General features: G+C 61.9%; 25 protein-coding genes and 3 tRNA genes. 20 read left to right on the plus strand and 8 right to left on the minus strand.

Annotated elements, in window-relative coordinates:
* Nucleotides 1-41 precede the first annotated feature (41 nt).
* On the minus strand, nt 42-1,847 hold the full coding sequence (gene phaC, locus JO965_RS11375; RefSeq protein ID WP_203443721.1) for a class I poly(R)-hydroxyalkanoic acid synthase: 1,806 nt from the start codon (nt 1,845-1,847) through the stop codon (nt 42-44).
* Between the two features lie 111 nt (nt 1,848-1,958).
* Here phaC and JO965_RS11380 point away from each other — a divergent pair, with 111 nt between their 5' ends.
* The 7 genes from JO965_RS11380 to JO965_RS11410 all read left to right on the plus strand — a co-directional run bounded on the left by JO965_RS11380 (nt 1,959) and on the right by JO965_RS11410 (nt 8,859).
* A complete protein-coding gene (locus JO965_RS11380; protein WP_203443722.1) occupies nt 1,959-2,369 on the plus strand; it encodes a hypothetical protein in 411 nt (136 codons plus the stop codon).
* A gap of 43 nt (nt 2,370-2,412) precedes the next feature.
* Nucleotides 2,413-3,633 (plus strand): LL-diaminopimelate aminotransferase, encoded by a 1,221-nt coding sequence (locus JO965_RS11385; RefSeq protein ID WP_203443723.1) that lies wholly within the window; start codon nt 2,413-2,415, stop codon nt 3,631-3,633.
* Between the two features lie 111 nt (nt 3,634-3,744).
* Complete coding sequence (locus JO965_RS11390) at nt 3,745-5,067, plus strand: homoserine dehydrogenase (RefSeq protein ID WP_203443724.1); 1,323 nt, start codon at nt 3,745-3,747, stop codon at nt 5,065-5,067.
* 51 nt (nt 5,068-5,118) lie between these two features.
* Entirely contained in the window at nt 5,119-6,117 is a 999-nt protein-coding gene (gene glpX / locus JO965_RS11395) for a class II fructose-bisphosphatase (RefSeq protein ID WP_203443725.1), read from the plus strand.
* 164 nt (nt 6,118-6,281) lie between these two features.
* A complete protein-coding gene (locus tag JO965_RS11400) occupies nt 6,282-6,725 on the plus strand; it encodes a GNAT family N-acetyltransferase (protein ID WP_203443726.1) in 444 nt (147 codons plus the stop codon).
* Nucleotides 6,726-6,890: 165 nt separating this feature from the next.
* A complete protein-coding gene (recJ, locus tag JO965_RS11405; RefSeq protein ID WP_203443727.1) occupies nt 6,891-8,702 on the plus strand; it encodes a single-stranded-DNA-specific exonuclease RecJ in 1,812 nt (603 codons plus the stop codon).
* Nucleotides 8,703-8,784: 82 nt separating this feature from the next.
* A tRNA-Glu gene (locus JO965_RS11410) sits at nt 8,785-8,859 on the plus strand.
* A 110-nt stretch (nt 8,860-8,969) separates the two neighbouring features.
* Here JO965_RS11410 and JO965_RS11415 read toward each other — a convergent pair.
* Nucleotides 8,970-9,272: a hypothetical protein gene (locus tag JO965_RS11415; RefSeq protein WP_203443728.1), complete on the minus strand. Its 303-nt coding sequence runs from the start codon at nt 9,270-9,272 to the stop codon at nt 8,970-8,972.
* A 271-nt stretch (nt 9,273-9,543) separates the two neighbouring features.
* Between JO965_RS11415 and JO965_RS11420 the strand changes: the two genes are divergently transcribed.
* Nucleotides 9,544-10,323 carry a GGDEF domain-containing protein gene (locus JO965_RS11420; RefSeq protein WP_203443729.1) on the plus strand — a complete coding sequence of 260 codons (780 nt, stop codon included), beginning with the start codon at nt 9,544-9,546 and terminating at the stop codon, nt 10,321-10,323.
* A gap of 140 nt (nt 10,324-10,463) precedes the next feature.
* Complete coding sequence (locus JO965_RS11425; RefSeq protein ID WP_201837568.1) at nt 10,464-10,697, plus strand: hypothetical protein; 234 nt, start codon at nt 10,464-10,466, stop codon at nt 10,695-10,697.
* Nucleotides 10,698-10,761: 64 nt separating this feature from the next.
* On the opposite strand, the gene JO965_RS11430 is transcribed toward JO965_RS11425, so the two are convergent.
* Together JO965_RS11430 and JO965_RS11435 are read right to left on the minus strand one after the other, a co-directional pair.
* Nucleotides 10,762-11,019: a hypothetical protein gene (locus tag JO965_RS11430; protein WP_203443730.1), complete on the minus strand. Its 258-nt coding sequence runs from the start codon at nt 11,017-11,019 to the stop codon at nt 10,762-10,764.
* A 90-nt stretch (nt 11,020-11,109) separates the two neighbouring features.
* Nucleotides 11,110-11,772, minus strand: coding sequence for a 2-dehydro-3-deoxy-6-phosphogalactonate aldolase (locus JO965_RS11435; protein ID WP_203443731.1), 663 nt, complete (start codon nt 11,770-11,772; stop codon nt 11,110-11,112).
* Nucleotides 11,773-11,986: 214 nt separating this feature from the next.
* On the opposite strand from JO965_RS11435, the gene JO965_RS11440 reads away from it, so the two are divergent.
* The 3 genes from JO965_RS11440 to speB all read left to right on the plus strand — a co-directional run bounded on the left by JO965_RS11440 (nt 11,987) and on the right by speB (nt 14,862).
* The gene (locus JO965_RS11440) at nt 11,987-12,502 is read left to right on the plus strand and encodes an Lrp/AsnC family transcriptional regulator (RefSeq protein ID WP_203443732.1); all 516 of its coding nucleotides are present in this window, start codon (nt 11,987-11,989) and stop codon (nt 12,500-12,502) included.
* 100 nt (nt 12,503-12,602) lie between these two features.
* On the plus strand, nt 12,603-13,802 hold the full coding sequence (rocD, locus tag JO965_RS11445) for an ornithine--oxo-acid transaminase (protein WP_203443733.1): 1,200 nt from the start codon (nt 12,603-12,605) through the stop codon (nt 13,800-13,802).
* Nucleotides 13,803-13,821: 19 nt separating this feature from the next.
* On the plus strand, nt 13,822-14,862 hold the full coding sequence (gene speB, locus JO965_RS11450; RefSeq protein ID WP_203443734.1) for an agmatinase: 1,041 nt from the start codon (nt 13,822-13,824) through the stop codon (nt 14,860-14,862).
* Between the two features lie 136 nt (nt 14,863-14,998).
* On the opposite strand, the gene JO965_RS11455 is transcribed toward speB, so the two are convergent.
* Nucleotides 14,999-15,958, minus strand: a complete 960-nt coding sequence (locus tag JO965_RS11455; protein WP_203443735.1) for a DUF1624 domain-containing protein — start codon at nt 15,956-15,958, stop codon at nt 14,999-15,001.
* A gap of 60 nt (nt 15,959-16,018) precedes the next feature.
* Here JO965_RS11455 and JO965_RS11460 point away from each other — a divergent pair, with 60 nt between their 5' ends.
* From JO965_RS11460 to JO965_RS11470, 3 genes are all read left to right on the plus strand, one after another.
* Entirely contained in the window at nt 16,019-16,774 is a 756-nt protein-coding gene (locus tag JO965_RS11460; RefSeq protein WP_246776817.1) for a Sir2 family NAD-dependent protein deacetylase, read from the plus strand.
* A 127-nt stretch (nt 16,775-16,901) separates the two neighbouring features.
* On the plus strand, nt 16,902-17,522 hold the full coding sequence (locus JO965_RS11465; RefSeq protein WP_246776818.1) for a cold-shock protein: 621 nt from the start codon (nt 16,902-16,904) through the stop codon (nt 17,520-17,522).
* Entirely contained in the window at nt 17,522-17,989 is a 468-nt protein-coding gene (locus JO965_RS11470) for a DUF192 domain-containing protein (protein WP_203443736.1), read from the plus strand. Before JO965_RS11465 ends, JO965_RS11470 begins: the two co-directional genes overlap by 1 nt.
* Before the next feature lie 24 nt (nt 17,990-18,013).
* On the opposite strand, the gene JO965_RS11475 is transcribed toward JO965_RS11470, so the two are convergent.
* Together JO965_RS11475 and JO965_RS49330 are read right to left on the minus strand one after the other, a co-directional pair.
* Nucleotides 18,014-18,310, minus strand: a complete 297-nt coding sequence (locus tag JO965_RS11475) for a diguanylate cyclase (protein WP_203443737.1) — start codon at nt 18,308-18,310, stop codon at nt 18,014-18,016.
* Between the two features lie 40 nt (nt 18,311-18,350).
* The gene (locus JO965_RS49330; RefSeq protein WP_203443738.1) at nt 18,351-18,611 is read right to left on the minus strand and encodes a PilZ domain-containing protein; all 261 of its coding nucleotides are present in this window, start codon (nt 18,609-18,611) and stop codon (nt 18,351-18,353) included.
* A 430-nt stretch (nt 18,612-19,041) separates the two neighbouring features.
* Between JO965_RS49330 and JO965_RS11485 the strand changes: the two genes are divergently transcribed.
* The 5 genes from JO965_RS11485 to JO965_RS11505 all read left to right on the plus strand — a co-directional run bounded on the left by JO965_RS11485 (nt 19,042) and on the right by JO965_RS11505 (nt 23,414).
* Nucleotides 19,042-20,739, plus strand: a complete 1,698-nt coding sequence (locus tag JO965_RS11485) for a methyl-accepting chemotaxis protein (protein WP_203443739.1) — start codon at nt 19,042-19,044, stop codon at nt 20,737-20,739.
* 275 nt (nt 20,740-21,014) lie between these two features.
* Nucleotides 21,015-21,091: transfer RNA gene (locus tag JO965_RS11490), tRNA-Pro, on the plus strand.
* 37 nt (nt 21,092-21,128) lie between these two features.
* Nucleotides 21,129-21,434, plus strand: coding sequence for an ETC complex I subunit (locus JO965_RS11495; RefSeq protein WP_203443740.1), 306 nt, complete (start codon nt 21,129-21,131; stop codon nt 21,432-21,434).
* 20 nt (nt 21,435-21,454) lie between these two features.
* Nucleotides 21,455-21,531: transfer RNA gene (locus JO965_RS11500), tRNA-Arg, on the plus strand.
* Between the two features lie 464 nt (nt 21,532-21,995).
* Nucleotides 21,996-23,414, plus strand: a complete 1,419-nt coding sequence (locus tag JO965_RS11505) for a PLP-dependent aminotransferase family protein (protein ID WP_203443741.1) — start codon at nt 21,996-21,998, stop codon at nt 23,412-23,414.
* Nucleotides 23,415-23,536: 122 nt separating this feature from the next.
* On the opposite strand, the gene JO965_RS11510 is transcribed toward JO965_RS11505, so the two are convergent.
* Nucleotides 23,537-24,472, minus strand: coding sequence for an NADP-dependent oxidoreductase (locus JO965_RS11510; RefSeq protein WP_203444150.1), 936 nt, complete (start codon nt 24,470-24,472; stop codon nt 23,537-23,539).
* Between the last annotated feature and the right edge of the window lie 88 nt (nt 24,473-24,560).

Consider the following 24,560-nt stretch of genomic DNA (forward strand, 5'->3'; position numbering starts at 1 on the left):
TTTGCCGGCCTTTCTTTTTGAGGATCTTCCGAAGGTGGACTTTAGGATTTCGCCAGAACGTAAGTACCCGGGGCATCATCGAGCGGCTTCAGCTTGCCGCCTCCAGGCTCCCGTGCCGGCACCATTCGAGGCGCCTGGGCTTTGATCCATTCAAACCAGTAGGGCCACCAGGAGCCGGCAGTCTCCGAGGCCTGTTTCATCCAGTCCTCCAGTTCGCCCTCGACGGAGCCGCCGGTCCAGAACTGGTATTTCGGCTTGCTCGGAGAATTGACCACTCCGGCAATATGGCCGGACCCGGCAAGGACATAATCGACCTTTCCGCCGAAGGCTTTTGAGCCGACGAACACGGAGCGGGCGGGAGCAATATGGTCTTCCTTCGTCGCCAGATTGAAGATCGGCACCTTCACCTTCTTCAGATCGAGCGTCACGCCTGCAAGCTCCATCTCGCCCTTGGCGAGCTTGTTCTCGAGATAGCAGTTGCGCAGGTAGAACGCGTGGTTCGCCGCTGGCATCCGGGTGGAATCGGCATTCCAGTAGAGCAGGTCGAACGGGAAGGGCGATTGTCCCTTCATGTAGACATTGACCACGTAGGGCCAGATCAGGTCGTTGGGCCGCAGCATATTGAAGGCATTGGCCATACGCGAGCCTTCGAGATATCCGCGCTTTTTCATGGAGGCCTCGATACTGCGGACCTCGTCCTCGCCGGCAAAGATCTTCAGATCGCCCGCATGGGTGAAGTCTACTTGCGCGGTGAAGAAGGTGGCGCTGTCGATCCGCTTGTCGCGCTTGGCCGCCATGTAGGCGAGAGTAGTGGCCAGCAGCGTTCCGCCGACGCAATAGCCGATCGCCGTCACTTTCTTTTCGCCGGTGGCCTGTTCGATTGCATCCAGCGCGGCGAAGATACCGTCGACCATGTAGTGTTCGAAGCCCTTTTCGGCATGCTGCTCTGCCGGGTTGACCCAGGAGATGCAGAACACGGTGAGCCCCTGCGAAACCGCCCAGCGGATGAAGCTTTTCTCCGGATTGAGATCGAGAATGTAGAACTTGTTGATCCAGGGCGGCACGATCAGCAGCGGCCGCTTGAGCACTTTCTCCGTTACAGGCGTGTATTGAATCAACTCGATCAGATCGTTGCGGAAGATCACCTTGCCCGGTGTCGTGGCGATGTTCACGCCGACCTTGAAATTGCTCGTGTCCGATTGACGGATTTTCAGCTCGCCGCCGCCCGCCTCGATATCCTCCGCCAGCATGGTCATGCCGCGCACGAGATTGGCGCCACTCTCGCGCAGGGTTTCGCGGATCAGTTCCGGGTTGGTCAGGAGGAAGTTGGACGGCGAGAGCGCACTGGAGAGTTGCTTGAGGTAGAACTGTGCCTTGTGCCGCGTGCGCTCGTCGAGCCCGTCCGCATTCTCCACGAGGTCTTCCGCCCAGCGGGAGGAGATGAGATAGGCCTGTTTCAGGAAATCGAAGATCGGGTTCTCGGACCATTCCGGGTCCTTGAAGCGGTTGTCCTTGGGCTCCGGCTCCGCCACTGGTTCGGTGGATTCACCCTGTGCACGTTTCAGGGTCGAGGCCCAGAGGGACAGAAACTGAGTTCCGAGACGGGATTGGGCCTCAAAACTCTTCTGAGGGTCGCTCATCCAGACTTCGGCCACTCGGCCGAAGGATTTGATGGCTTCCGAGGCATCGCTTGAAAGTTCGGGTGGCGCTTGACCGTCCTGGACGGGCTTGAGGTAGGCGGCAGCAGCCTTGCCGGCTCCCTCGATGAAGCGGGCCATGTTGCGGGAGAGTTCCTCGAAGTCCGGGATGGGGCCTTGAGTCTTCTCTTCACCGTATGGCTTGTCCATAAGGCGATCTCCCTCTATCGCAGCAGCATTGCTCGCAAGCCGCATTTCCGACATCCTATCCTTTGACCCGTCGGATATGCCAGAGTCATGTTACAATTCTTAGGTATCACAATGCGTACGAAGCCCTTTCCGATCCGCTGCACCTCGGCTTTTGTCGTGACGATGCTGGCCGCCGGCCTTGCCGGCTGCAACGGCGGCTTCAATCCCGTCCGGGATGTGGCGACCTCTGTGGGGGCTGGTCCGCAGATGGCTGCGACTCCGGACTTTGTTGCCCGGTCCCGGCCGGCCAATTTGGACTACATGCCGATCGGAACACCGGCCCCTGAGCGTCCGACACCGGCGCGCACGGCCGACGAGATCAAGGCGGCCGAGGCGGAACTCGACGCGTTGCGTGCCCGGAACGAGGCCGCAGGCGCCGCAGCTGCCGAACTTGGTAACACGCCGCCTCCCGAGCCGATCAAGCTCCCGGCCAACACGTCGCAGCAGACGCGGCAGAAGACGAATTCCAAGAGAACGCCTTAGAACCTATACCGGAATCATGTGATTCCGCCCGAGGACGAGACCTATGCCTGACTTTTACCGGATTAAGCGCCTTCCGCCTTACGTCTTCGAGCAGGTCAACCGGATCAAGGCCGCGGCCCGGGCCAACGGCGCCGACATCATCGACCTCGGCATGGGCAATCCGGACCTCCAGGCCCCGCAGCACGTCATCGACAAGCTCATTGAGACCGTCGGCAAGCCGCGCACCGACCGCTATTCCGCCTCCAAGGGCATCGGCGGCCTGCGCCGTGCCCAGGCCGGCTATTACGAGCGCCGCTTCGGCGTGAAGCTCAATCCCGACACCCAGGTCGTTGCGACGCTGGGCTCGAAGGAGGGCTTCGCCAACATGGCCCAGGCGATCACCGAGCCGGGCGACGTGATTCTGGTGCCGAACCCGAGCTACCCGATCCATGCCTTCGGCTTCCTGATGGCCGGCGGCGTGATCCGCTCGGTGCCGGCCGAGCCGACGCCGGAATTCTTCGTCGCGGCCGAGCGCGCCGTGGCCCATTCGATCCCCAAGCCGGTGGCCCTCGTCGTCTGCTATCCGTCGAACCCGACCGCCTATGTGGCCTCCCTCGACTTCTACCGCGATCTCGTCGCCTTCGCGAAGAAGCATGAGCTGATCCTGCTGTCGGATCTGGCCTATTCGGAGGTCTATTTCGACGAATCCAACCCGCCGCCATCGATCCTGCAGGTGCCGGGCGCCATCGACGTGGCGGTGGAATTCACCTCGATGTCCAAGACCTTCTCGATGGCCGGCTGGCGCATCGGCTTTGCGGTCGGCAACGAGCGCCTGCTGGCGGCGCTGGCGCGGGTGAAGTCGTATCTCGATTACGGCGCCTTCACGCCGGTCCAGGTCGCCGCCACCGCCGCCCTCAACGGCCCGGACGAGTGCATCCGCGAGATGCGAGCGACCTACAAGCGGCGGCGCGACGTGATGGTCGAGTCCTTCGCCAAGGCCGGCTGGCAGGTGCCGGTGCCGACCGCCTCGATGTTCGCCTGGGTGCAGATCCCGGAGAAGTTCCGGTCGCTGGGCAGTCTCGAATTCTCGAAGCTGCTGGTGGAGAAGGCCGATGTGGCGGTCGCGCCCGGCATCGGCTTTGGCGAGCACGGCGACAACTATGTCCGCATCGCGCTTGTGGAAAACGAGCAGCGCATCCGGCAGGCCGCGCGCAACATCCGCAAGTTTTTCGACAGTGCCGACCAGACCCTCCATAACGTCGTGCCCATGGTGCGTCGGGGCTGATCCTCGCCTGAGGGGATCGTGATATCCGCCGGGCCGAGGAACTGTGTCTGCATGGACATGGGACCCCGGCAGTCGTAAAAGCAGCCCGACATTTTTGAGGAGCTGTTGTTCGTGACACGTCCCCTTCGGGTCGGCATTGCCGGCCTCGGCACCGTCGGCGCATCGGTCATTCGCATTCTCGACCGCCAGAACGAGGCCGTCGCCCAGCGCGGCGGACGGCCGGTTGAAGTCGTGGCGATTTCGGCCCGCGACAGAACCAAGGATCGGGGCTTCGATCTCTCCCGCTTCACGTGGTTCGACAGCCCGGTGGAATTGGCGCGCTCGGCCGATGTGGATTGCGTGGTCGAGCTGGTCGGCGGTGCGGATGGAGCGGCGCTTGAAACGGTGCAGACGGCTTTGTCCCTCGGCAAGCATGTGGTCACCGCCAACAAGGCGCTGCTTGCCAAGCATGGTCTTGAACTGGCGAGACTGGCCGAAGAGAAGGGCGTGTCCCTGGCTTTCGAGGCCTCCGTCGCGGGTGGCATCCCGATCATCAAGACCCTGCGCGAGGCTCTGCCTGCCAACCGGATCTCGCGTCTTTACGGCATCCTGAACGGCACCTGCAATTATATTCTCTCCCGCATGGAACTGGAGGGGCTGACCTTCTCCGAATGCCTGAAGGATGCACAGCGCCTGGGTTATGCGGAGGCCGATCCGACCTTCGACGTCGAGGGTTTCGATACGGCCCATAAGCTCGCGATCCTCACCAGCCTTGCTTTCGGCACCGAGATCGATGCGGACGCGATCTATGTGGAGGGCATTTCCTCCATCACGCCGCTCGACCTCGCCATGGCGAAGGAACTCGGCTTCCGCATCAAGCTTCTGGGTGTTGCCGAGCGCACCAAGACCGGGATCGAGCAACGCGTGCACCCGACTATGGTGCCCCGGACCTCATCCATCGCCCAAGTCATGGGCGTGACCAACGCCGTGACCATCGATGCCGATGCGGTGCGGGAGCTGACGCTCATCGGGCCCGGGGCAGGGGGCGATGCGACCGCTTCCGCCGTCGTGGCCGACATCGCCGATGTCGCCACCGGCACCGTACAGCCACTCTTCGGCTCCCCGGCAGATCGGCTGGAAAAGGCGCAGCGTGCCCCCATGCAGCGCCATGAGGGCGGCTATTATGTTCGCCTGACGGTCCATGACCGCCCAGGTGTTGCCGCCGGCGTCGCCACGCGCATGGCCGAGGCCGACATCTCGCTGGAGAGCATCCTGCAGAAGCGCTCGGAGATCGCTGCAACCAAGGACCCGCACGGGCGGTCAGGTGCGCCGGTGTCCCTGGTGCTCATCACCTATGCGGCCACCGAGGCCTCGATCCGCTCGGCTCTGGAAAAAATCTCAAGGGATGGTCTTATCGCCGAGCCGCCCCAAGTCATTCGCATCGAACGCGAGTAACTCAACACCGGCCCTCGGGCCTAGACAATCACAAGAGGAGACGACAAGTCCATGTCGCAAGGCATTACCGTCCAACCGGGCCAAATCATCGAACGCATCCTGACCCTGGAACTCGTCCGCGTCACCGAGCGCGCGGCGGTGGCCTCCGCCAGGCTGCGTGGCCGCGGCAATGAGAAAGCCGCCGACCAGGCCGCCGTGGACGCCATGCGTCGTGAGCTGAACAAGCTTCCCATCGACGGCACGGTGGTGATCGGCGAGGGAGAGCGCGACGAAGCGCCGATGCTCTTCATCGGCGAGAAGGTCGGCAACAAGCAGGGCCCGAAGGTCGACATCGCGGTCGATCCGCTCGAAGGCACCACGCTCTGCGCTAAGGACATGCCGGGCTCCATCGCCGTCATGGCCATGGCCGAGGCCGGAACCCTGCTGGCTGCTCCCGACGTCTACATGCACAAGATCGCGGTCGGGCCGGGCTACCCCGCCGGCGTCATCGATCTCGATGCTTCGCCGGAGGAGAACCTGCACAGTCTCGCCAAGGCGAAGGGCGTGAAGGTGAACGAGCTCACCGCCCTCGTGCTTGACCGTCCGCGCCATGCGGATCTCATCGCGGCGATCCGCAAGACGGGCGCCGGCATCCGCCTGATCTCGGACGGCGACGTGGCCGGCGTAATCTTCACGACGAAGCCCGCGGAAACCGGCATCGACATCTATCTCGGCATCGGCGCAGCGCCCGAAGGCGTGCTGGCGGCCGGCGCGCTGCGTTGCATCGGCGGCCAGATGCAGACCCGTCTCATCCTCGACACGGAGGAGAAGCGGTCCCGCGCCCTCCAGATGGGCGTGACCGACCCCAACAAGAAATACGACATGACGGACCTTGCCCGCGGCGACGTGATCGTGGCGGCAACCGGCGTGACCGATGGCGCGCTGATCAAGGGCGTGCATTTCAGCAAGGACGTGATCACGACGGAAACCGTGGTCTACCGTTCCGCCACCGGCACCGTGCGCCGCATCTATGGCGAGCACCGCGAACTGGCGAAGTTCCACCTGGACTAATTCGCTTCAGGCACGGACCATGGTCCGTATTACGTCATGGCCGGGCTTGTCCCGGCCATTCACGTTTCAGGGGGCGTGCAAAAGGCGTGGATACCCCACACAAGGCCGGGCACGATGGAGCAAATCCGTGGAATGATGAGGATCGGACAGAAGTGGAAAAACCTATGATTCAAATCCGTCCCTTCACTGCGGAAGACCGGGAGGCCTGGGGGCCGCTCTGGCAGGGCTATCTGACGTTCTACAAATCCTCCGTGCCGGACGAAGTCACGGAAACGACGTGGCGCCGGTTCCTCGATCCTGCTGAGCCCATCCATGGCCTTGCGGCCGTTCTCGATGGCAGGATCGTCGGTATCGTGCACTACCTCCACCACCGATCCACCTGGACCACGGCTGATTACTGCTACCTGCAGGACCTGTTTACGGCCGAGGAGGCACGGGGGCAGGGTGTGGCGCGGGCCTTGATCGAGGCCGTGTATGAGAAGGCAAAGGCCCATGGCGCAAGCCGGGTTTATTGGCTGACGCACGAAACCAACACGACCGCCCAAGCGCTCTACGACAAAGTCGCCAGCCGCAGCGGCTTCATTCAGTACCGCCATCTGTTTGGATGATGTCCTGTCATCCACAGCGAGCCGCAGGCGAGGGAAAGGGGATCCACCCACACAGCGCCATGGATTCCCTCCTCCGTTTCACTCCGGCCGGTAATGACAATGCGGAGAAGGTGCGATCATTCTCCCAGGATGCTTTGACCACAATTCGCGGCTAAGAGTCCCGCTGTGACCGAATCATCTCCTCTTCTCCTGCCGAAACCCTTCCTGGGCGTCACCAATTCCGCCCTCGGGCGCACCTGGGTCGAGCGCTGCGATGCCGCTCAGGGCACGATCGCACTTGCCATCGCCCAGACCCATGGCCTGCCGGACGTCCTGTCCCGCGTGCTCGCAGGGCGGGGCGTGGGCATCCATGACACGGAAGGCTTTTTGAATCCGCGCCTACGCGATCTCATGCCCGATCCGCATGGACTCACCGACATGGAGGTTGCCGCCTCTCGGCTGGCCGATGCAGTGCTGCGCAACGAGAAGGTCGCGATCTTCGGCGATTACGACGTGGATGGCGCTTGCAGCGCGGCGCTGCTCGCCGAGTATCTGCGCTCCTGCGGATTGGACTACGCCATCCACATCCCGGACCGGATCACGGAAGGCTATGGCCCGAATGTCGATGCCATCCGGAGCCTGAAGGAGCAGGGCGCCGATCTCCTGGTGACGGTGGATTGCGGCACCGCCAGTATCGAACCTTTGGCCGAGGCGAAGCGCCTTGGCCTCGATCCCATCGTTCTCGATCACCACCAGGCGCCGGAGCAGCTGCCAGAGGCGCTCGCCATCGTGAACCCGAACCGCCAGGACGATCTTTCGGGCCTCGGCCATCTCTGCGCGGCCGGCGTGGTGTTCCTGTTCCTCGTCGCCCTCAACCGGGTCTTACGGCTGCGCGGCTTCTTCCAAGGGCGGCCTGAGCCGGATCTGATGGGCAGCCTCGATCTCGTGGCCTTGGCGACCGTTGCCGACGTGGTGCCGCTCATCGGTCTCAACCGGGCTTTCGTGCGCCAGGGCCTCGCCATCATGAAGAGCCGCCGACGGGTGGGTCTGGCGGCGCTCCTCGATACGGCAGGTCTCGCCGGGGCGCCGGAAAGCTGGCATCTCGGCTATCTCGTCGGACCTCGCATCAATGCCGGTGGGCGCATCGGCGACGCGGCTCTGGGATCGCGGCTCCTGCTGACGGAGGATCCGGTCCAGGCCGGGCGGCTTGCCGCCGAGCTCGACCGGCTCAATCGCGAACGCCAGGCCATCGAGGTCGTCGCTGTGGCTGAGGCTGAGGCGCAGGCCATGATGGCGCTGGAGCGCATGCCTGACTTGCCGGTTCTCGTGACCGCTTCGGCCGAGTGGCATCCAGGTGTCGTCGGCCTGATTTCCGCCCGCACCAAGGAGCGGTTTCGACGCCCGGCTTTCGCCTTTACCCTGAATCCGGACGGCACGGCGACCGGCTCGGGCCGCTCGGTGCCCGGCGTCGATCTTGGGTTTGCAGTGCGGGCGGCCGTCGATGCAGGGCTCGCCATCAAAGGTGGCGGCCATATGATGGCGGCCGGCGTGACCATCCAGGCCGTCGATCTGGAGCAATTCCTCGCCTTCATCACTGAAAAGCTCATCGAGCCGGTGAGCACGATGCGGCTGAGGGACAATTTCGCCATCGATGCGACTCTTACGGCGGCTGGTGCTCAGCCTGCCGTTGTCACCGCTCTGGAGCGGGCAGGGCCGTTCGGCCAGGGCCAGCCGGAGCCGGTCTTCGTCTTCCCGCAGCATCGTCTCATCGAGGCGCGGGAAGTCGGCAGCGGCGGGCACATGCGTGTGAAGCTTCGTGGTGGGGACGGCAGTTTCATCGGCGGAATCGCCTTCCGCGCCGCCGGTCAGCCGCTCGGAAATATCCTGTCTCAGGCCATCGGCAACCCGCTTCATGTGGCGGGTACTCTCTCCATCGATCGCTGGGGCGGCAACGAAAAGGTCGAGGTTCGGATCATGGATGCGGCGAGGCCGGAATAATTCAAATCTGGTGCTTGCGATGCATCACGAACCCATCTATAGGTTCGCCCACTTCGGAGGCGGCACCGCCCCGAAGGACTGCGCGCCCTTCGTCTATCGGTTAGGACATCTGCCTTTCACGCAGGAAAGAGGGGTTCGATTCCCCTAGGGCGCGCCATTCCACAATCCTGAAAAACTGTCTCTCTTCAGCATCGTGAATAGTGCTCCGATGACCTCGAAGGTTCGATAGATCCCCGCTTAAGCTGGACGTGTCCCGCGCGGTCGAAATTAAATCGGACTGCCTTTGATCTTGGTCACCATTTCCCAATTGTGTCCGGCGGCGATCAGGCAGGCTTTGCCGTCCGGTCTGGTCATGACCATCGTCCAGGATCCGTTCGAAGAGGCGAAGACTTCAAGCACCTGTCCGGGCTGGGCGAGGCCTATGCCGATCGGATCTTCCTTGTACTGATCTGACAGCAGCTTCACGAGGTGCTCGCGCGGACCGCAGGAGGATTGGGCGCTCACCGGCGTGATCCCAAGCGCGATGATCGCGCCAAGGATCGCGAGTGGGGCGAGAGGGTAACGGATCATGACATGTCCCTAACGGTTGACCCGCGATTACCCTTGGCGTGCCAATTAACGCGCTCTCTCCGAAAAAGCTCCATGGTGCAGCGTGCGTGGTACTCCCTTCTTATTTCAAGGAAAGTTTTCCTGGATCGTGTGACCGGCCGCGAATGATGTCGAATACGTAGAAATACCGGTATTCAAGCACGCTTGGATAGAGTAACGGGTTCTGCTATAAAGTTCGCATCGGGGCAATATTACTGTGCTGACATTACGTAATCTCGTTCAACAGCTGACTATGCCGACGATCACGAGCCAGGAAGAACTCGTTCGATATGTCGTGATGGTCACGCTCTTCGCCCTCGCCGTTTCGCTTTCGGCCGACATCACCATCCAATTGGTTTTCTTTACGTCATGGACAGCGGTGGCGCGGACATTCGTGGTTACTACCCTGACGGTCGGTGTGATTGCTATTCCCGTTTCCTACATCTTCGGCAGGGCTCAGCGGGAGTTGCAGGAGGCCAAGCGGCGGTTGGAGGGAATCAGCCGCACCGATCCCCTGACCGGCCTGCCGAACCGGCGGGCTTTGATCGAGGCAAGCAAGGCCCCGGCTCGGCAGGCGATGGTCTTGGTGATCGCGGATATCGACCATTTCAATGCCATCAACGACAGCCATGGCCATCGGACCGGCGACCTCGTGCTTCAGATGCTGGGCAAGACCATGGAGGCGCATCTGTCGGATTACGGTCTGGTCGGCCATATGCGTGGAGAGGAATTTGCCCTGATTTCCTCGACCACACCTGTCGAACGGATCGTCGATGCCATCGGCGATCTGCTGCGCGCCGTCGAGCGGACGCCGATCATCACGCCAGGAGGGGCTGTTCAGGTGACGATGTCGGCGGGAATCGCCCTTCGCGGTCCGTCCGACACCTTCGAGAAGCTCTATGGCGACGCCGATGAGGCGCTCTATGAGGCGAAGCGAATGGGCCGCGGCCAGATCAAGCTGTCCGAGCGCGCCAAGGACGTGGTTTTGGCCGGCCACTCGGCGGAAAGAATGAACCTGATCCTAAAATTCTGACGGAGGGCCTGCCTCCTAGGCCATTCAGAACCGTCATCATTTCTCGAAAAGGCGTATATATGAGATAGCAGGCGATGGATTGAACCTGCTGCCGTCAAAGACGTTCTTACCGCCAAACTCTATTCCAAAGCTGAACTCCCATGCCGCGATATTTCTTCAACATCCGTGACGGTTACGACGTCGATGAAGACGAGGAGGGGATCGAGCTGCCCGACCTCGACGCGGCCCGTGCCGAGGCCTTGGCCACGGTCGAGGAGCTTCGGGACGAGCTGGCCGATGCGGGCAACATTGAGCTGGAAATCACCGACGAAACCGGGCGGCGGCTCCTGACCGTTCCGTTCTTCCGCGGCGGGCAGGGCGGCCGGCGCCGCTAGATTCCAAGCACAAGAAAGGCCCGGCGCGATGGCCGGGCCCTGCTGAGAGATAGTGAGAAACCGATCAGCACTCGGTCTTCTTCTGGGTCGTCGTGTCGCCGAATTCGTCCGTCTTCTGCTTGGTCTCCGTAGAGCAGCCTAGCGGTCGATCAGAAGTCGTTACGGTAGTGGAAGACGTCGTGCTCGGCTCCGTCTTGCGCTCGATAGTGGTCTGGCTTCCCAAGATGCCTTCCTCCTTCTTGATGGTTGTCGTGGTGTCCTGAGCGACGGCAGCTGTGCTGAGCAGCGCAGCTGCAAGAATCAGTACCGTTTTCTTCATCATGAACTCCATGAACAAGCATTGCCCCGTGAGAACGGCTTTCTCTCCGACGGGTTCCTGCTCAGGTCGTTCAGAATAAACGCCGGCTGCGGCTCAGGCTGAGCGTAGATTCTGCCAAGCCACCGCGAAATCGTGGGCATTGCGGCGGATCTCTTCGACCGGCATGGCGGGCGTAAAGAGGGCCGAGCCGAGCCCGAAACCGTTGGCGCCGGCATTCACATAGGGCTTCATATTGTCCGGCTTGATGCCTCCGACCGGCAGGACAAGCGTGTCCTTCGGCAACACGGCCCGCCAGGCTTTCACGACAGCGGGAGGGATGGCCTCGGCCGGGAAGATCTTGATGGCATCGGCACCTGCCTTGAGGGCTGCGAAGGCCTCCGTTGGCGTTGCCACGCCAGGGGTGCAAGCAAGCCGGTTTTCCTTGGCGCGCCGGATGACGTCGACATCCGCGTGCGGCATGACAATCAGCTTGCCGCCGACATCATGGACGCCATTGACCTGATCAGGGTCGAGGACGGTCCCGGCGCCGACGAGCACGTTCTCCGGCATGGTCTTGGCCAGGATTTCGATGCTGCGGAAAGGCTCCGGTGAGTTCAGCGGGACTTCGATGATGCGAAAGCCAGCCTCGACCAGGGCGTGACCCACGGCTTCGGCATTCTCCGGCTTCAGGCCTCGTAGAATGGCGATCAGAGGAAGATCGATGAGATAATCCCGCAGCACAATAGCACCTCCAATCCTGTCGTGAATGGGAAGCATCGCAAGCTCGCCCATCGACCGGCCGCTACTAGTTGGCAAAGACCGTGGCCGGTTTCAACCTTTTGTGAGGTCAGGGCTATCATTGTGCGCAATCAAGAGGGAGCTTGCCTGCGGCCTTGGTGGAATTGCATGGTTCGTCATTCGTAGGATAGAGACCTGACAATCTGTCATTGGATCCATTCCTCATTCTCATGGGTCCCGTTCGAGCTGAACCATGAAGCCGCCCTCGAAGCTGCTGAGCCGCAGCGTCAAACCCTCCCTCGATCGGATCGATCTGATGATCCTCGATGCGCTCCGCGATAACGGACGCATCACCTACCAGGCTCTGTCGGAACGGGTCGGCCTTTCGGCGCGCCCCTGTCTCGAGCGGGTCAGGCGTCTGGAACAGAAGGGGGTGATCCGAGGCTACACAGCCCTGATCGAGCCAGCCGCCCTCGGACACGACATCATCGCGCTGGCCGGGATCAGCATGCGCGATCCTTCGACCGGTACCCGGCAGCGGCTGGAGCGCGCTTTGACAGCCAATCCTGCTGTCATCGAACTACAGGTGGTGAACGGCGAATACGACTATATCGCCCGGATCGTGGCGCCGACGCTCGCGGCGTACGAAGCCCTCACAGAGGCCTATCTGGCTGATCCCGGTTTCGGAATCGGCCGGATCCACACCACCTTCGTCCTCAAAACCCTGAGAGACTTCGAGGGCTATCCGGTAGCCGACAACCGGGATTGATCCCGAATGCCGGATCATACGACAGAAACGGCTGTGGCGGGCTGAGATTTCAGCCTCAACCGGAATGGGACGTCCATAAGCTTATCCATGGAGGACTTCCATGGATTTCATCGCTCTCGAACGCTCGGTTACCGCAGCTAATTACGATCCCTTGCCTGTCGTCCTGAGGGAGGCGAAGGGCGTCTGGGTTACTGATACGGAAGGCAGGCGCTATCTTGACATGATGAGCGCCTATTCGGCGGTCAGCCTCGGCCATGGCCACCCGCGCATTCTGAACGCGATGATGGAGCAGGCCTCGAGGCTCGCCGTCACCAGCCGCGCCTATCATACGGAACTTCTCGGGCCGTTTCTGGAGCGCCTGGTCCAGGTCACGGGCCTCGACATGGCCCTGCCCATGAACACGGGTGCGGAAGCCGTCGAGACAGCCATCAAGGCTGCGCGACGATGGGGTTATGCCAAGAAGAAGATCCCTCGGGATCATGCGGAAATCATCGTCGCGAATAACAATTTTCACGGCCGCACGACCACCATCGTCGGATTCTCGTCCGATCAGTCTTATCGCGAGGGGTTCGGCCCCTTCTCCGGCGGGTTCAAGCTGGTGCCGTTCGCGGATGCAGGGGCGATCGAGCAGGCGATCACGGGCAACACCTGCGCGGTCCTGATCGAACCGATTCAGGGCGAGGCGGGCATCGTGGTGCCGCCGGAGGGTTACCTGAAAGACCTGCGTGCCATCTGTGACAGGCACAACGTTCTGCTGATCCTCGATGAGGTCCAGTCGGGCCTCGGTCGCACGGGCCGCTGGTTCGCCCATCAGCATGAGGACATCAAGCCGGACGGCCTGATCCTTGGCAAGGCGCTGGGCGGCGGTGTTTATCCGGTCTCGGCCTTCGTGGGCACGCGTGAGGTCATGGGCGTCTTCAATCCCGGATCCCATGGCTCGACCTTCGGCGGCAACGCGTTGGCGGCCAGGATCGGGTTGGAAGCGCTGGCCGTGATCGAAGACGAACATCTCGTCGAACGCAGTGCCGAAATGGGTGGATATCTCCAAGACCGGCTGCGCGCCATGCGAAGCAATATCGTGAAGGACGTACGCGGCCGCGGCCTCTGGGTCGGTGTCGAAGTGGATACGAATGTCGTTTCCGCACGGTCGGTCTGCAACGCGCTTCTCGAAAACGGCGTCCTTTCGAAGGATACCCACGACACGGTTCTGCGCTTTGCGCCGCCTCTCACCATCACTCGCGATGAGATCGATTGGGGGATGGAACGGATTGAACGTGTTTTCGCCGGCGCCGTTCATTGATGCTCAGGAACCAAGATTGATGGCACAGAACCTCAAGAAAGAGACGCAACCTGCGACCCGTGAGCAGCGCCTGGAGACTTATCAGCCGTTGTCCGGAATGGTGGTGCCGCGCTTTGCCGGCATCTCGACCTTCATGCGTCTGCCTCATCTCTCACCAAGGCAGGCCCCCGGCGAGATCGACATCGCCATCCTCGGTATCCCTTTCGACGGGGCAACCACAAACCGTCCGGGCACACGGCTTGGGCCGCGCCAAGTACGCGAAGCCTCCTCGCTGATGCGTCTCGTCAATTACGGAACGCTGGTTGCGCCGTACGATCTCTGCGCCTGCGCGGATGTGGGCGATGTGCCGGTCAATCCCATCGACGTGCAGGATACGCTTCGCCGCATCGAGGCTGAAATCTCCTATCTCTACCAAGGAGGCGTGACACCTCTCTCCATCGGCGGCGATCACATCATTTCGTATCCGATCCTGCGCGCGCTGGCCTCGAAGAGCGGGCCCATGGGGATGATCCATGTGGATGCGCACAGCGATACGGGGGACACCTATTTCGGTGGTCAGAAGCTCACGCATGGCACGCCATTCCGCCGGGCCATCGAGGATGGCGTGCTCGATCCGAAGCGCATGGTGCAGATCGGCATTCGCGGGCACATGTATTCCGCCGATGAACGCCAGTGGGCGCTCGATCAGGGCATCCGCATCATCGACATGGAAGAAGTGGTGGAGAAGGGCATTCCCTATGCCATCGCCGAGGCGCGCCGGGTGGTTGGCATGGAGCCGACTTATTTCACTTTCGACATCGATTCCATCGATCCGGCCTTCGCGCCAGGAACCGGCACGCCTGAGATCGGCGGGTTTACGAGCCGCGAGGCGCTCCAGCTCGTTCGCGGCTTCCGGCTCCTGAACCTTGTGGGCGCGGACATGGTCGAAGTGTCGCCGCCGCTTGATCAGTCCGGTGGCACCGCGCTGGTGGGTGCTTCCATCGCCTTCGAACTCCTCTGCCTGCTGGCGGAGGCGAGGGCTGAGCGGAGCTCGAAGGAAACCCGGCTGAACGTGGTTTAGACGATGTAATACGGCGACTCCGTCACACCTCTACGTCATCACCGGCCTCGTGCCGGTGATTTCGCTTCTGGAGAACGCGACGCTCTTCCAATCGGGATGGCCGGCACAAGGCTGGCCATGACGTGTAGGGATATTTCTACGAAGGCGGGCTCTGACGCATGCATCGCTGCGCGGCGCGGGAAATCCGCGTGTTGTCATCAGGCGCAGCCTTGTTGGCGAGAAGCCTTTGCCAGAGGTCTCGCTCAGGGACCTGCTGCAGGATGCACGAACAGACCGAAGGGCACAGGGCCGGATTGCCGTTCTGCATCAGGCAGATCCGCTGGCAGGCTGCCGATGGGTTGGGACCCACGATCTGTGCGACGCCGTAGAGTGCGCCCAATAGGACGATCTGGTGGATCAGGTAGATCGGCAGGCTCTTGCGCCCGGCCCAGACCAATGTCCGGAAGAACACGTTGTCAGCGCGCCAGCGTGCAAGACTGAGCGTCTCTTGCTGAGCCAACATCAGCTTTCCCGCAGCCACACCGATAAGTACGAGCCCGAACCACGGAAAGATCGGCACATAATCGTTCGTCACCGGATCGGAGGCGCCGAGGCCGAGCCAATCGAGCCAGGGGGCGTCGAGGGCGGGGCTCGTGAAGAGCCAGGGGGCGAGCAAACAGAAGACAGCAAAGGCCAGAGTGAGGGCAGGGTGCAATCGCAAGAAGGGCAGGGACAGAACGCTCGAGACGGCGATGCAGTGAAGAATGCCGAAGAAGATGTAGCTCTCAGGAAAGGCAAAATACGTCACCAGGGTCACAGCCAGGGCCGCGCCACCGACCTTCATGAGACGCTTCAGGAACGGTATGCGCCGAAAACCCTGAGCATGGGCCAACGCCAGGCCGAAACCCGCAAGCATCAGAAACGAGCCGGCGATCCCGCGCGCGAACCAGCGCCAGGCCGGGACCTGCAGGATGTTGGTTCCGATCAGTTGCAGGAAACTCAGGTCCCAGCTGAAATGGTAGACAATCATTGCGGCAATCGCGATGCCGCGGGCGACATCGACGGCGTCCCAGCGCTGGGATGCGGTGGTTCGGGCTCGCGGAGAGGGGGCGCTCAAGTCTGCTTGTCTCATCGGTCGTGGCATTCCCTCTCGGACTCCAAGCCTTATGTGAGTGAGATGACCGAGAGCCTTGCTGCGTCAATCGCCACATTACAGGACATGATTCAAGGTGCTCGTGTCGTCGCGGGCTTCACGGGCGCTGGGATCTCGACGGAGAGCGGCATCCCCGATTTCCGGTCTCCCGGCAGCCCCTGGATGCGCCACAAGCCGATTTCCTTCGAGCATTTCCGGCATAGCGCGGAAGCGCGCCGGGAGGCATGGCGGCGGAAATTCGCGATGGACGATCTCTATCGCGACGCCCGCCCAAGCCAAGGGCATCTCGCGTTCGCTTCTCTCGTCGCGTCCGGGAGAATGCCGGCTGTGATCACCCAGAACATCGACGGTCTTCATCAGGAATCGGGCCTCGCCGCGGATCAGGTCATCGAGCTGCACGGCAATGGCACCTACGCCAAATGCCTTAGCTGCGGTGGGCGTCACGAACTCGATTGGGTGAGACAATGTTTTGATGCCGATGGTTGGCCTCCAGATTGCCGGATTTGTGGGGGCATCCTGAAAGCGGCGACCATCTCCTTCGGACAGGCCATGCCGGAGGAGCCGATGCGGCGGGCACAGAATCTTACGGCATCGTGCGACCTCTTTCTGGTCGCGGGATCGTCCTTGGTCGTCTATCCGGCAGCGGCTTTTCCGGCCCTGGCCAAGGAAAACGGAGCACGGCTCGTGATCGTCAATCGGGATCCCACCCCCTTAGATGACGTTGCCGATCTTGTGATCCATGCGGAGATCGGCTCGGTCTTTTCAGTATTTGTGCTATAAATTCAAGAACATGCGGGCTGCCAAAAATTTCATCGCCCTCTGATGCGCGTTTCTGGCTTCCCCTGATTCAGGACGATGTTATCCTCTTATTAAGAATCGGGTTCATGATTCGAGTTTGGGTAATTTCATGACTGGCGATTACGGCTCCAATTCTTTCAGTCTCCGCGAGGAGAATTCCTCTTTAGATCAGGGCCACCGCGAGGTCGCTCAGCCGACTTCGGAAGAGAGCGCTCTTGAGCTCGTCCAGGTCAGCGGCCGTATCAAGTGGTTCGACGTTGCCAAGGGCTTCGGCTTCATCGTTCCCGATAATGGCATGCCCGATGTTCTGCTCCATGTGACCTGTCTGCGTCGGGATGGATATCAGGCCGCCAACGAAGGTGCTCGCATCGTCGTCGAGGCGGTTCAGCGTCCGCGCGGCCTCCAGGCCTTCCGCATTCTCTCGCTGGATGAATCCACTGCGCTGCATCCCTCGGAGCTTCCGCTGCCCCGGACCCATGTCCAGGTCGTGCCGACCAGCGGGCTGGAGCCGGCGGTCGTGAAGTGGTTCAACCGCCTGCGCGGCTTCGGCTTCCTGACTCAAGGGGAAGGCAAGCCGGACATCTTCGTCCATATGGAAACGCTGCGCCGTTACGGTATTGCCGAGTTGAAGCCGGGAGAGCGCGTTTTCGTCCGCTTCGGCGATGGCTCGAAAGGCCTGATGGCCGCCGAGGTTCGCTTGGCCGACATGGCCCTGCCGCATTCCCATTGATGAGTCTGTCAGTGCTGTCGCGTGTCCGGCCGGCGTTCGCGGCCTTAGGCTTTCTCGCCCTGATCGCCGGTGCGGTTTACGCGCAGGCATTCGAGACCCTGTCTGTCGCCACGCAGGGCGGGCAGCGGCAGACCTTCCGGGTGGAGGTTGCCCGCAACGACGCCGACCGCGCGCAGGGACTAATGTTCCGCCGATCCATGCCGGCCGATCAGGGCATGCTGTTCGATTTCGGACGGGTCGAGCCCGTGTCCATGTGGATGCAGAACACCTATCTGCCACTCGACATGCTGTTCATTCGCGCAGACGGGACGATCGCCCGGATCGCGGCCAATACCGAACCGCTGTCGACCCGAACCATCCCTTCGGGCGAGCCGGTTCTTTCCGTTTTGGAGCTGAATGCCGGCACTGCGGCCAAGCTCGGAATCAAGCCGGGCGATCGGGTGGAGCATCCGATCTTCAAGCGCTGATGTACCCTTACACCATCGACGTCGCTACTTGATTACGGCCTGCGTTTTTGCCTGGTACAGCAGATCGTCGGCCTGCCCCAACAGACTCGACAAATCCTTCTCACGGACTCCCCACTCGACGACGCCGAAGCTTGCCGTCACCACGCCAGGATCGAGCCGGGCAATCGACTGGCCGGAGAGGCCTTTTCCAATCTTTTTTGCACGAGCGACGACCTCGTTCAAAGGGGTTCCAGCGCATCGTGCGGACCCGAAGGGTCGTGTCAGCGAAAAGTGGATCCGGTTTTTCGCCTCGAACGATGCGCCAGCATAAAGAATGAGCATCGGATGGATCCCAAAAGTGCACCCACTTTTGGGGGCTGCTCTAGTCCATGAACCTTGCTCCATAATGGATGCCGGTGGTCCAAACCAATCGAACTTTCGCTCTCGCATCTTCAGCGGGAATCTGAAGCTCAAACTCCAAAGGAACATCGGCCGGCGGGGGGACGACGAGGCGCACGCCGGCTTCCGACAAGTCCCAGATCATGCATTCAATCCGTTCCTGAGCGGTCTCACTCGCAATCCATCCTTCCAGATGCGTGAGATGGCGCTGACTCGATCGGCGCTCAGGTATCCAGTGACTCATGCTTGCGATTCCGCCTTTGAGGAAGGAACTCTCAATACAGAGGGAAGCTGTCGTGAAAATGTTCTTGGCGAACAGATGCCATCAAATCCGGCAAGTCGAACTCATTGGGATCCAAAAAAATGGCGCCTCCCAAGGGTTGCGCCGAGTTTCGATCCGTAGGGGCAAACCTGGATCGGAGTTCGGATTATGGCTTTATCGTTGAAGCAGGGAAGGGCTTGGTCAATGGTCATGAGAGGTATGGGACACCTCGGAAGAATAGAGCATTTCGGGTAGGTTCCGCCTGACCCGTGTCGCAGCGCAGGGAATACCGCTGAACTAACGCTTTTCAGCCTCGGGCAAGCTTCGATGGTTATTTCCCGACAGCCTGTATTTTTGCGCGCCACGGGGGCGTGCGCCTCCCGAGGTCAAATGGGCAGGCCACCGAAGGACGATGAAACTCCTCAACAATTTGAAGCTTCTCACGAAGATAGCAATTCCGGTGACGGTTTTCGTTGCCATCGCCGTTGGCCTGATCGTCATGGCTGTTTCGGGCCTCAACAACATGGCCGCCGACACGCAGGATCTCGTGAACGATGATGCCAAGCGCCTGAGCCTGGTTCAGAGCATTAACACGCAGATCAACGAGGCCTCGATCCAGGAGAAGGGGATGATCCTCACCCCGAAGAACCTGCCGGATCGCGTCAAGAGCGTCGAGACTGCCTATAAAAACGCCGTCGCGAAGGCTTCGGGTGAGTTGGATCAGCTGATTAATTTATCCAGCTCTGCCGAATTTCGGAAACTCAATGAGAACCTGAGAGACGCCACCCTCAACTATTTCAAGACGTTGGAGCAGAGCCTCGCCGCCTCTATGCAGCGCGATGACGAAAAGGCAACGCTCATCACCAATGGATCTGCCCGGGATCTGCGTAGACAGCTGCGCGAACAGATCACCACAAGCATCGAGGGTATCGCGCTTGAGCTTGAACAGTCCAAGGATGCGGCTAACGCTCTTGCCGCAGACACCAAGTGGTGGCTCATCGGCTCTGCTGCAGCTGGCCTGAGCCTTGCGATCGGACTGCTCTGTGCGATCACAATCCTCGGCGTTGTCCGCCCACTTTCGGCGACGACGGCAGCCATGGGGCAGCTGGCGAACGGTGACCTTGCGGTGAACGTGAGCGGCACCGAACGCCGGGACGAGGTCGGCGCTTTGGCCCGCTCCTTGCAGGTGTTCAAGGACAACGCCATCGAGGCCCGCCGCCTCGCCGCCGAGCAGGAAGCGGAGAACCAGGCCAAGATGCGCCGGGCCGAAATGCTCGACCAGCTCACCAAGCGCTTCGAGACGAACGTCTCGGCGCTGACGCAGGGCCTGTCCTCGGCCGCGACCGAGATGGAAGCGACCGCCCAGTCGATGACCGCGATTGCCGGCCAGACGACGCAGCAATCGGTCACCGTGTCCTCGGCCGCTCAGCAGACCTCGGCCAACGTGCAGACGGTGGCGGCGGCCACCGAGGAGCTGTCGATCTCGATCCGCGAGATCGCGAGCCAGGTGGCCCAATCCTCGCAGATCGCCGAGCGGGCGGTGCAGGGGGCGCGCCGCACCGATGCGGCGGTGCAGGACCTAGCCACCACCGCCGCGAAGATCGGCGACGTGGTGCAGCTGATCAACACCATCGCCGGCCAGACCAACCTGCTGGCCCTCAACGCCACCATCGAGGCGGCCCGCGCCGGCGAGGCCGGCAAGGGCTTTGCCGTGGTGGCGACCGAGGTCAAGGAGCTGGCGAGCCAGACCGCCCGGGCGACGGACGAGATCTCGGCCCAGATCGGCTCGGTGCAGCAGGCGACGCAGCAGACGGTGTCGGCGATCCAGGAGATCGCCCGCACCATCACCGAGATGAGCCAGATCTCGACCGCGATCGCGGCGGCGATGGAGGAGCAGGGAGCGGCGACGGCCGAGATCGCCCGCAACGTGCAGGAGGCGGCGCGCGGCACCGAACAGGTGACCGGCAGCATCGGCGATGTGCACCAGGGCGCCGGCGAGACCGGGGCGGCGGCGAGCCAGGTGCTCGGCGCGGCGCAGGAGCTGTCGCGCCATTCCGCCGATCTCGGCCGGGAGGTCACGACCTTCCTCCAGGACGTCAAGGCGGCTTAGAGCAAAGCTCCACACGCTCCAGAATCGATCCTGAACGGGATATCTCATGAAGGGGGTCGCTGCTTGCAGCGGCCCTTTTTGTTAAGCCACCAAGGATGAACCTCTTACCCGTCCCTTTGGGTGGAGGGGAACATGCGCAGAACATCTGTTTGGCATTTCCCTGGGACTTTCGGTCCCATGAAGGTCCCACGGGCTCCTTTTCGCTCCTTTCGGCGAAACCGAGGGCTTGCCTAGGTGTTCTCAAATCGATAGAGAAACCAAGCTGTTGAGGATAACGGGGTGTAGCGCAGTCTGGTAGCGCATCTGCTTTGGGAGCAGAGGGTCGCGGGTTCAAATCCTGCCGCCCCGACCAACTTCAGCGGTTGAGTCTTGGAGAGAGTCCGAAACCTATGCCTGCACGGATCTACAAGCCCGCCAAGTCCGCAATGCAGTCCGGCATGGCCCGGACCAAGCAGTGGCTTCTCGTTTTCGAGCAGGACAAGCCCCGCGAGATCGAGCCCCTCATGGGCTGGACGAGTTCTGGCGATATGCGTCAGCAACTGCGCCTTTGGTTCGACACGAAGGAGGAGGCCATCGCCTATGCCGAGCGCGAAGGCATCGCCTATCGGGTCGAAGAACCGCACGAGGTCAAGCGGCGGACAATCTCCTATTCAGACAACTTCAAGTTCAACCGCGTAGGCCCTTGGACTCACTAGGCCAGGGCCTTCAGCCGGATGGCTCCGTAGCTCAGCTGGATAGAGCAGCCGCCTTCTAAGCGGCAGGTCGTAGGTTCGAGCCCTACCGGAGTCGCCATTCTCTGCTTCGCGCAGGAACCCTGAAACTCCGCGCGAAAATCGTCCGAAAATCAAGACCTGACAAAGCCTCGGCGATCGTACCCTGAAACCTGCCTTGTTTTCGGGCTTCTGACACCTGATCGGGCCGTGGACCATCGTCGCTCGGCCGGAAATCCATCTTGCTACGCTTCATTCGCTTGCCGTGACGCTGACCGACGAAGAGGGGAACGACGATCTTCACGATCTGCTGACGAGGATGCCCTTGCTCCTGTCGCGCCACGGGATACGGCGGCATTCGCAGTGACCAATTACTCTGAAAGACAACCGGCGTCTCTGGACATTCCCCGGACGCGGAATTTGGATATGACCAGGCGGTTCGGGTGGGTAAGACCATCATAGGTCTGGACAAACCTCACCAGAACGCGCGGCGGTCTGTCGCAAACAGATTCACGGCGGTTTTCAGAAGTGGGCGAGGTCAAACAGATGCGCACACTATCTTTCACCCTTGAGCGCGGGGGCAAGGCGTCACTCTCCTCCCAGATCTATACGGGCCTTCGTGACGCCATCCGCGAGGGGACGCTGGCCGCAGGCGCTCGGCTGCCATCCTGGCGCGATCTTGCGGTGCAGCTCGGCGTATCGCGGGGCACGGTCCGGATTGTCTACGAACGCCTGCTCGACGAGCAGCTTCTCATTTCACGTGGCGCCAGCGGCACATGGGTCGCCGAGATACCGCCTGCCCCGCACGAGCCGCCCAAGCAATCGATCAGCCACCCGTTCCCAACATTGTTTCCGGACTTCAGTCATCGGCCCTCGACATTTCAGATGGGTGTGCCTTCGCAGGATGCATTTCCATTCAAGCTGTGGACCCGCGTGATGTTGCGGAACACCCGCACCGCATCCCTGCATCCGGTCAGCTACCCCGACCCACGGGGCGAGGCCGCCCTCAGGCAGGAGATCGCCTCTTACTTGGCCATCGCCCGAGGCCTGCAATGCAATGCCGATCAAGTCCTGGTGACGGCGGGCTTCGCCGGCGCCATCGGGATTACCGTGCGAACCCTGAAGCTGGAGGGTGCTAGTGCCTGGTTCGAGGATCCCGGCTTTCCCCTGACGAGGGCGGCGCTCCAGATTGCCGGCTTGAACATCGTGCCGGTGCCCTTGGACCACGAGGGCATCGACGTTCGACAGGGAGTATCGGTTGCGCAGCACGCCGCTCTCACCGTTGTCACGCCCGGCCAGCAAGCCCCAATGGGAATGACCATGTCGCTCGACCGACGCAGGGCCTTACTCGCCTGGGCGGCACAACAGGACGCCTACATCATCGAGGACGATTATCTCGGCGAATTGCAGTTGCGGGGCCGGGCCGCGCCGGCGCTGGCCTCCATCGACCGGGACGGCCGGGTGCTGCATATCGGTACGTTCAGTAAGACCATCAGCCCGTCTCTGCGCCTCGGCTTCATGGTCGTGCCGTCCCATCTGGCGAAGGCATTCGCAGAAACCGCCGCCTGCCTTGCCCCGGCGCCCGCCGTTGCAGTTCAGCATGCGGTCGCAGAGTTCCTGCGCGAGGGGCATTACCTGCGTCACCTGCGGAAGATGAAGCGCCTTTATGCCGCCCGTCGGCAGAGGCTGGCGGACATGCTCCGCGAGCTGGCGCCGTCGGATCATGCGGTGGATACGGATGGTGGCCTAGCGGTGCGGCTCGATCTTCCTCCGCACTATGACGACGTGGCTGCATCCGAACGGGCTCTGCAATACGGGATGGCGCCAGTGCCGCTTTCACTGTGGTATCTGTCTTCTCCCGCTCAGCGGGGACTGCTGCTCGGCATCACGAACTATTCCGAACGCACGCTTCGCAAGGACTGCATCAAGCTGCTCGAATTCGTCGCGGCAAGCCGGCTTCGCTGAAGGGGCAGGCTAGACCATCGTGCGGACCCAGAGGGTCGCGTCAGCGAAAACCGGGTCCGCACGATGGTCTCATCAAGAAAGGAGGCATCGCACGGGATCCAGCCGCGTTGCCTACTGACCATTCATGTCGTTCCCGCCGTGAGAACGATCTTTCCCTTCGGCGGCGGTCGAATGCCTTCCAGCATGAGATGTGCCTCGCGTGCGTCTGCGAGGGGGATGACCGTGCCCACCCGTGTCCTCAGGTCGCCCCTATCGATGAGGCCTGCAATCTCCGTCAGGTGCTCGGTTGTGACGTTGACCAGGAAAAAGGTCGCGTCGACGCCATAGCTCTTTGCAAAATCCTGATCCGGCTGAGAGACGGCCGAGATCAGTCTGCCGCCACGGCGCAAGACTTGGAACGAACGCATCTGCGTCTCGCCCCCAACCAGATCCAACACGGCGTCCACCTCCCGAGAAGCGTCCTCGAAACGATTGGCCCGGAAGTCAACCACCGCATCCGCCCCCAACTCGCGCACGAATGCGACGTCGTCAGTGGCGGCCGTTGCAATGGTTCGGATGCCGGCACGGCGGGCGAGTTGCACCGCGTAGGCGCCCACATTACCGGCTGCCCCGTGGATGAGGACCGTCTGGCCGGCCTGGAGGCGCGCTTGGTCGAACAGCCCCTGCCAAGCCGTCACGGCGATGACGGGAACGGAGGCCGCCTCGACATGGGTGAGCGAGGTCGGCTTGTGGGCGATCATTTCCGCCGAAGCCAGCGCGTACTGAGCGTAGGCACCGATGAAGCGCGGGTTCGTGACGCCATAGACCTGATCGCCGATGCGAAGGTCGCTAACATCGGGCCCAACGGCCTCGATGTCGCCGGACAGGTCGGAGCCCAGGGTAAGGGGGAGTGGTTGGGGCAGGGCGCTCTTTCCAGCCCTGATCCAGGCGTCCCAGGGACCAACCCCGGCGGCGTGCACTTTGACGAGGACTTCGCCGGGGCCGGGATTGGGCATGAGAACGCGCTCGAACTGCATGGTCTCCGGTGGGCCGAACTCATGCACACGCCAAGCCATCATGGACGGCCGTGTTTGGTGCTGACCTGTGTCATGGATCACGCTGTTGGTATCCATCTGGATCTCCTTGCATCTGTCTGATGCGTCCTGG

The sequence above is a fragment of the Microvirga sp. VF16 genome (genome assembly GCF_016864375.1).
Lineage (GTDB): Bacteria > Pseudomonadota > Alphaproteobacteria > Rhizobiales > Beijerinckiaceae > Microvirga.

Bases quoted from the DNA above. Each gene is read 5' to 3' on its own strand.
- JO965_RS11435 (WP_203443731.1), bottom strand. From the start codon at position 11,772: ATGCTTCCCATTCACGACAGGATTGGAGGTGCTATTGTGCTGCGGGAT.
- phaC (WP_203443721.1), bottom strand. From the start codon at position 1,847: ATGGACAAGCCATACGGTGAAGAGAAGACTCAAGGCCCCATCCCGGAC.
- JO965_RS11495 (WP_203443740.1), top strand. From the start codon at position 21,129: ATGCCTGCACGGATCTACAAGCCCGCCAAGTCCGCAATGCAGTCCGGC.
- rocD (WP_203443733.1), top strand. From the start codon at position 12,603: ATGGATTTCATCGCTCTCGAACGCTCGGTTACCGCAGCTAATTACGAT.
- JO965_RS49330 (WP_203443738.1), bottom strand. From the start codon at position 18,611: ATGAGTCACTGGATACCTGAGCGCCGATCGAGTCAGCGCCATCTCACG.
- JO965_RS11385 (WP_203443723.1), top strand. From the start codon at position 2,413: ATGCCTGACTTTTACCGGATTAAGCGCCTTCCGCCTTACGTCTTCGAG.
- JO965_RS11485 (WP_203443739.1), top strand. From the start codon at position 19,042: ATGAAACTCCTCAACAATTTGAAGCTTCTCACGAAGATAGCAATTCCG.
- JO965_RS11475 (WP_203443737.1), bottom strand. From the start codon at position 18,310: ATGCTCATTCTTTATGCTGGCGCATCGTTCGAGGCGAAAAACCGGATC.
- JO965_RS11380 (WP_203443722.1), top strand. From the start codon at position 1,959: ATGCGTACGAAGCCCTTTCCGATCCGCTGCACCTCGGCTTTTGTCGTG.
- glpX (WP_203443725.1), top strand. From the start codon at position 5,119: ATGTCGCAAGGCATTACCGTCCAACCGGGCCAAATCATCGAACGCATC.
- JO965_RS11425 (WP_201837568.1), top strand. From the start codon at position 10,464: ATGCCGCGATATTTCTTCAACATCCGTGACGGTTACGACGTCGATGAA.
- JO965_RS11505 (WP_203443741.1), top strand. From the start codon at position 21,996: ATGCGCACACTATCTTTCACCCTTGAGCGCGGGGGCAAGGCGTCACTC.
- speB (WP_203443734.1), top strand. From the start codon at position 13,822: ATGGCACAGAACCTCAAGAAAGAGACGCAACCTGCGACCCGTGAGCAG.
- JO965_RS11510 (WP_203444150.1), bottom strand. From the start codon at position 24,472: ATGATGGCTTGGCGTGTGCATGAGTTCGGCCCACCGGAGACCATGCAG.
- JO965_RS11440 (WP_203443732.1), top strand. From the start codon at position 11,987: ATGAAGCCGCCCTCGAAGCTGCTGAGCCGCAGCGTCAAACCCTCCCTC.
- JO965_RS11460 (WP_246776817.1), top strand. From the start codon at position 16,019: ATGACCGAGAGCCTTGCTGCGTCAATCGCCACATTACAGGACATGATT.
- JO965_RS11465 (WP_246776818.1), top strand. From the start codon at position 16,902: ATGACTGGCGATTACGGCTCCAATTCTTTCAGTCTCCGCGAGGAGAAT.
- JO965_RS11470 (WP_203443736.1), top strand. From the start codon at position 17,522: ATGAGTCTGTCAGTGCTGTCGCGTGTCCGGCCGGCGTTCGCGGCCTTA.
- JO965_RS11400 (WP_203443726.1), top strand. From the start codon at position 6,282: ATGATTCAAATCCGTCCCTTCACTGCGGAAGACCGGGAGGCCTGGGGG.
- JO965_RS11420 (WP_203443729.1), top strand. From the start codon at position 9,544: ATGCCGACGATCACGAGCCAGGAAGAACTCGTTCGATATGTCGTGATG.
- JO965_RS11430 (WP_203443730.1), bottom strand. From the start codon at position 11,019: ATGATGAAGAAAACGGTACTGATTCTTGCAGCTGCGCTGCTCAGCACA.
- JO965_RS11415 (WP_203443728.1), bottom strand. From the start codon at position 9,272: ATGATCCGTTACCCTCTCGCCCCACTCGCGATCCTTGGCGCGATCATC.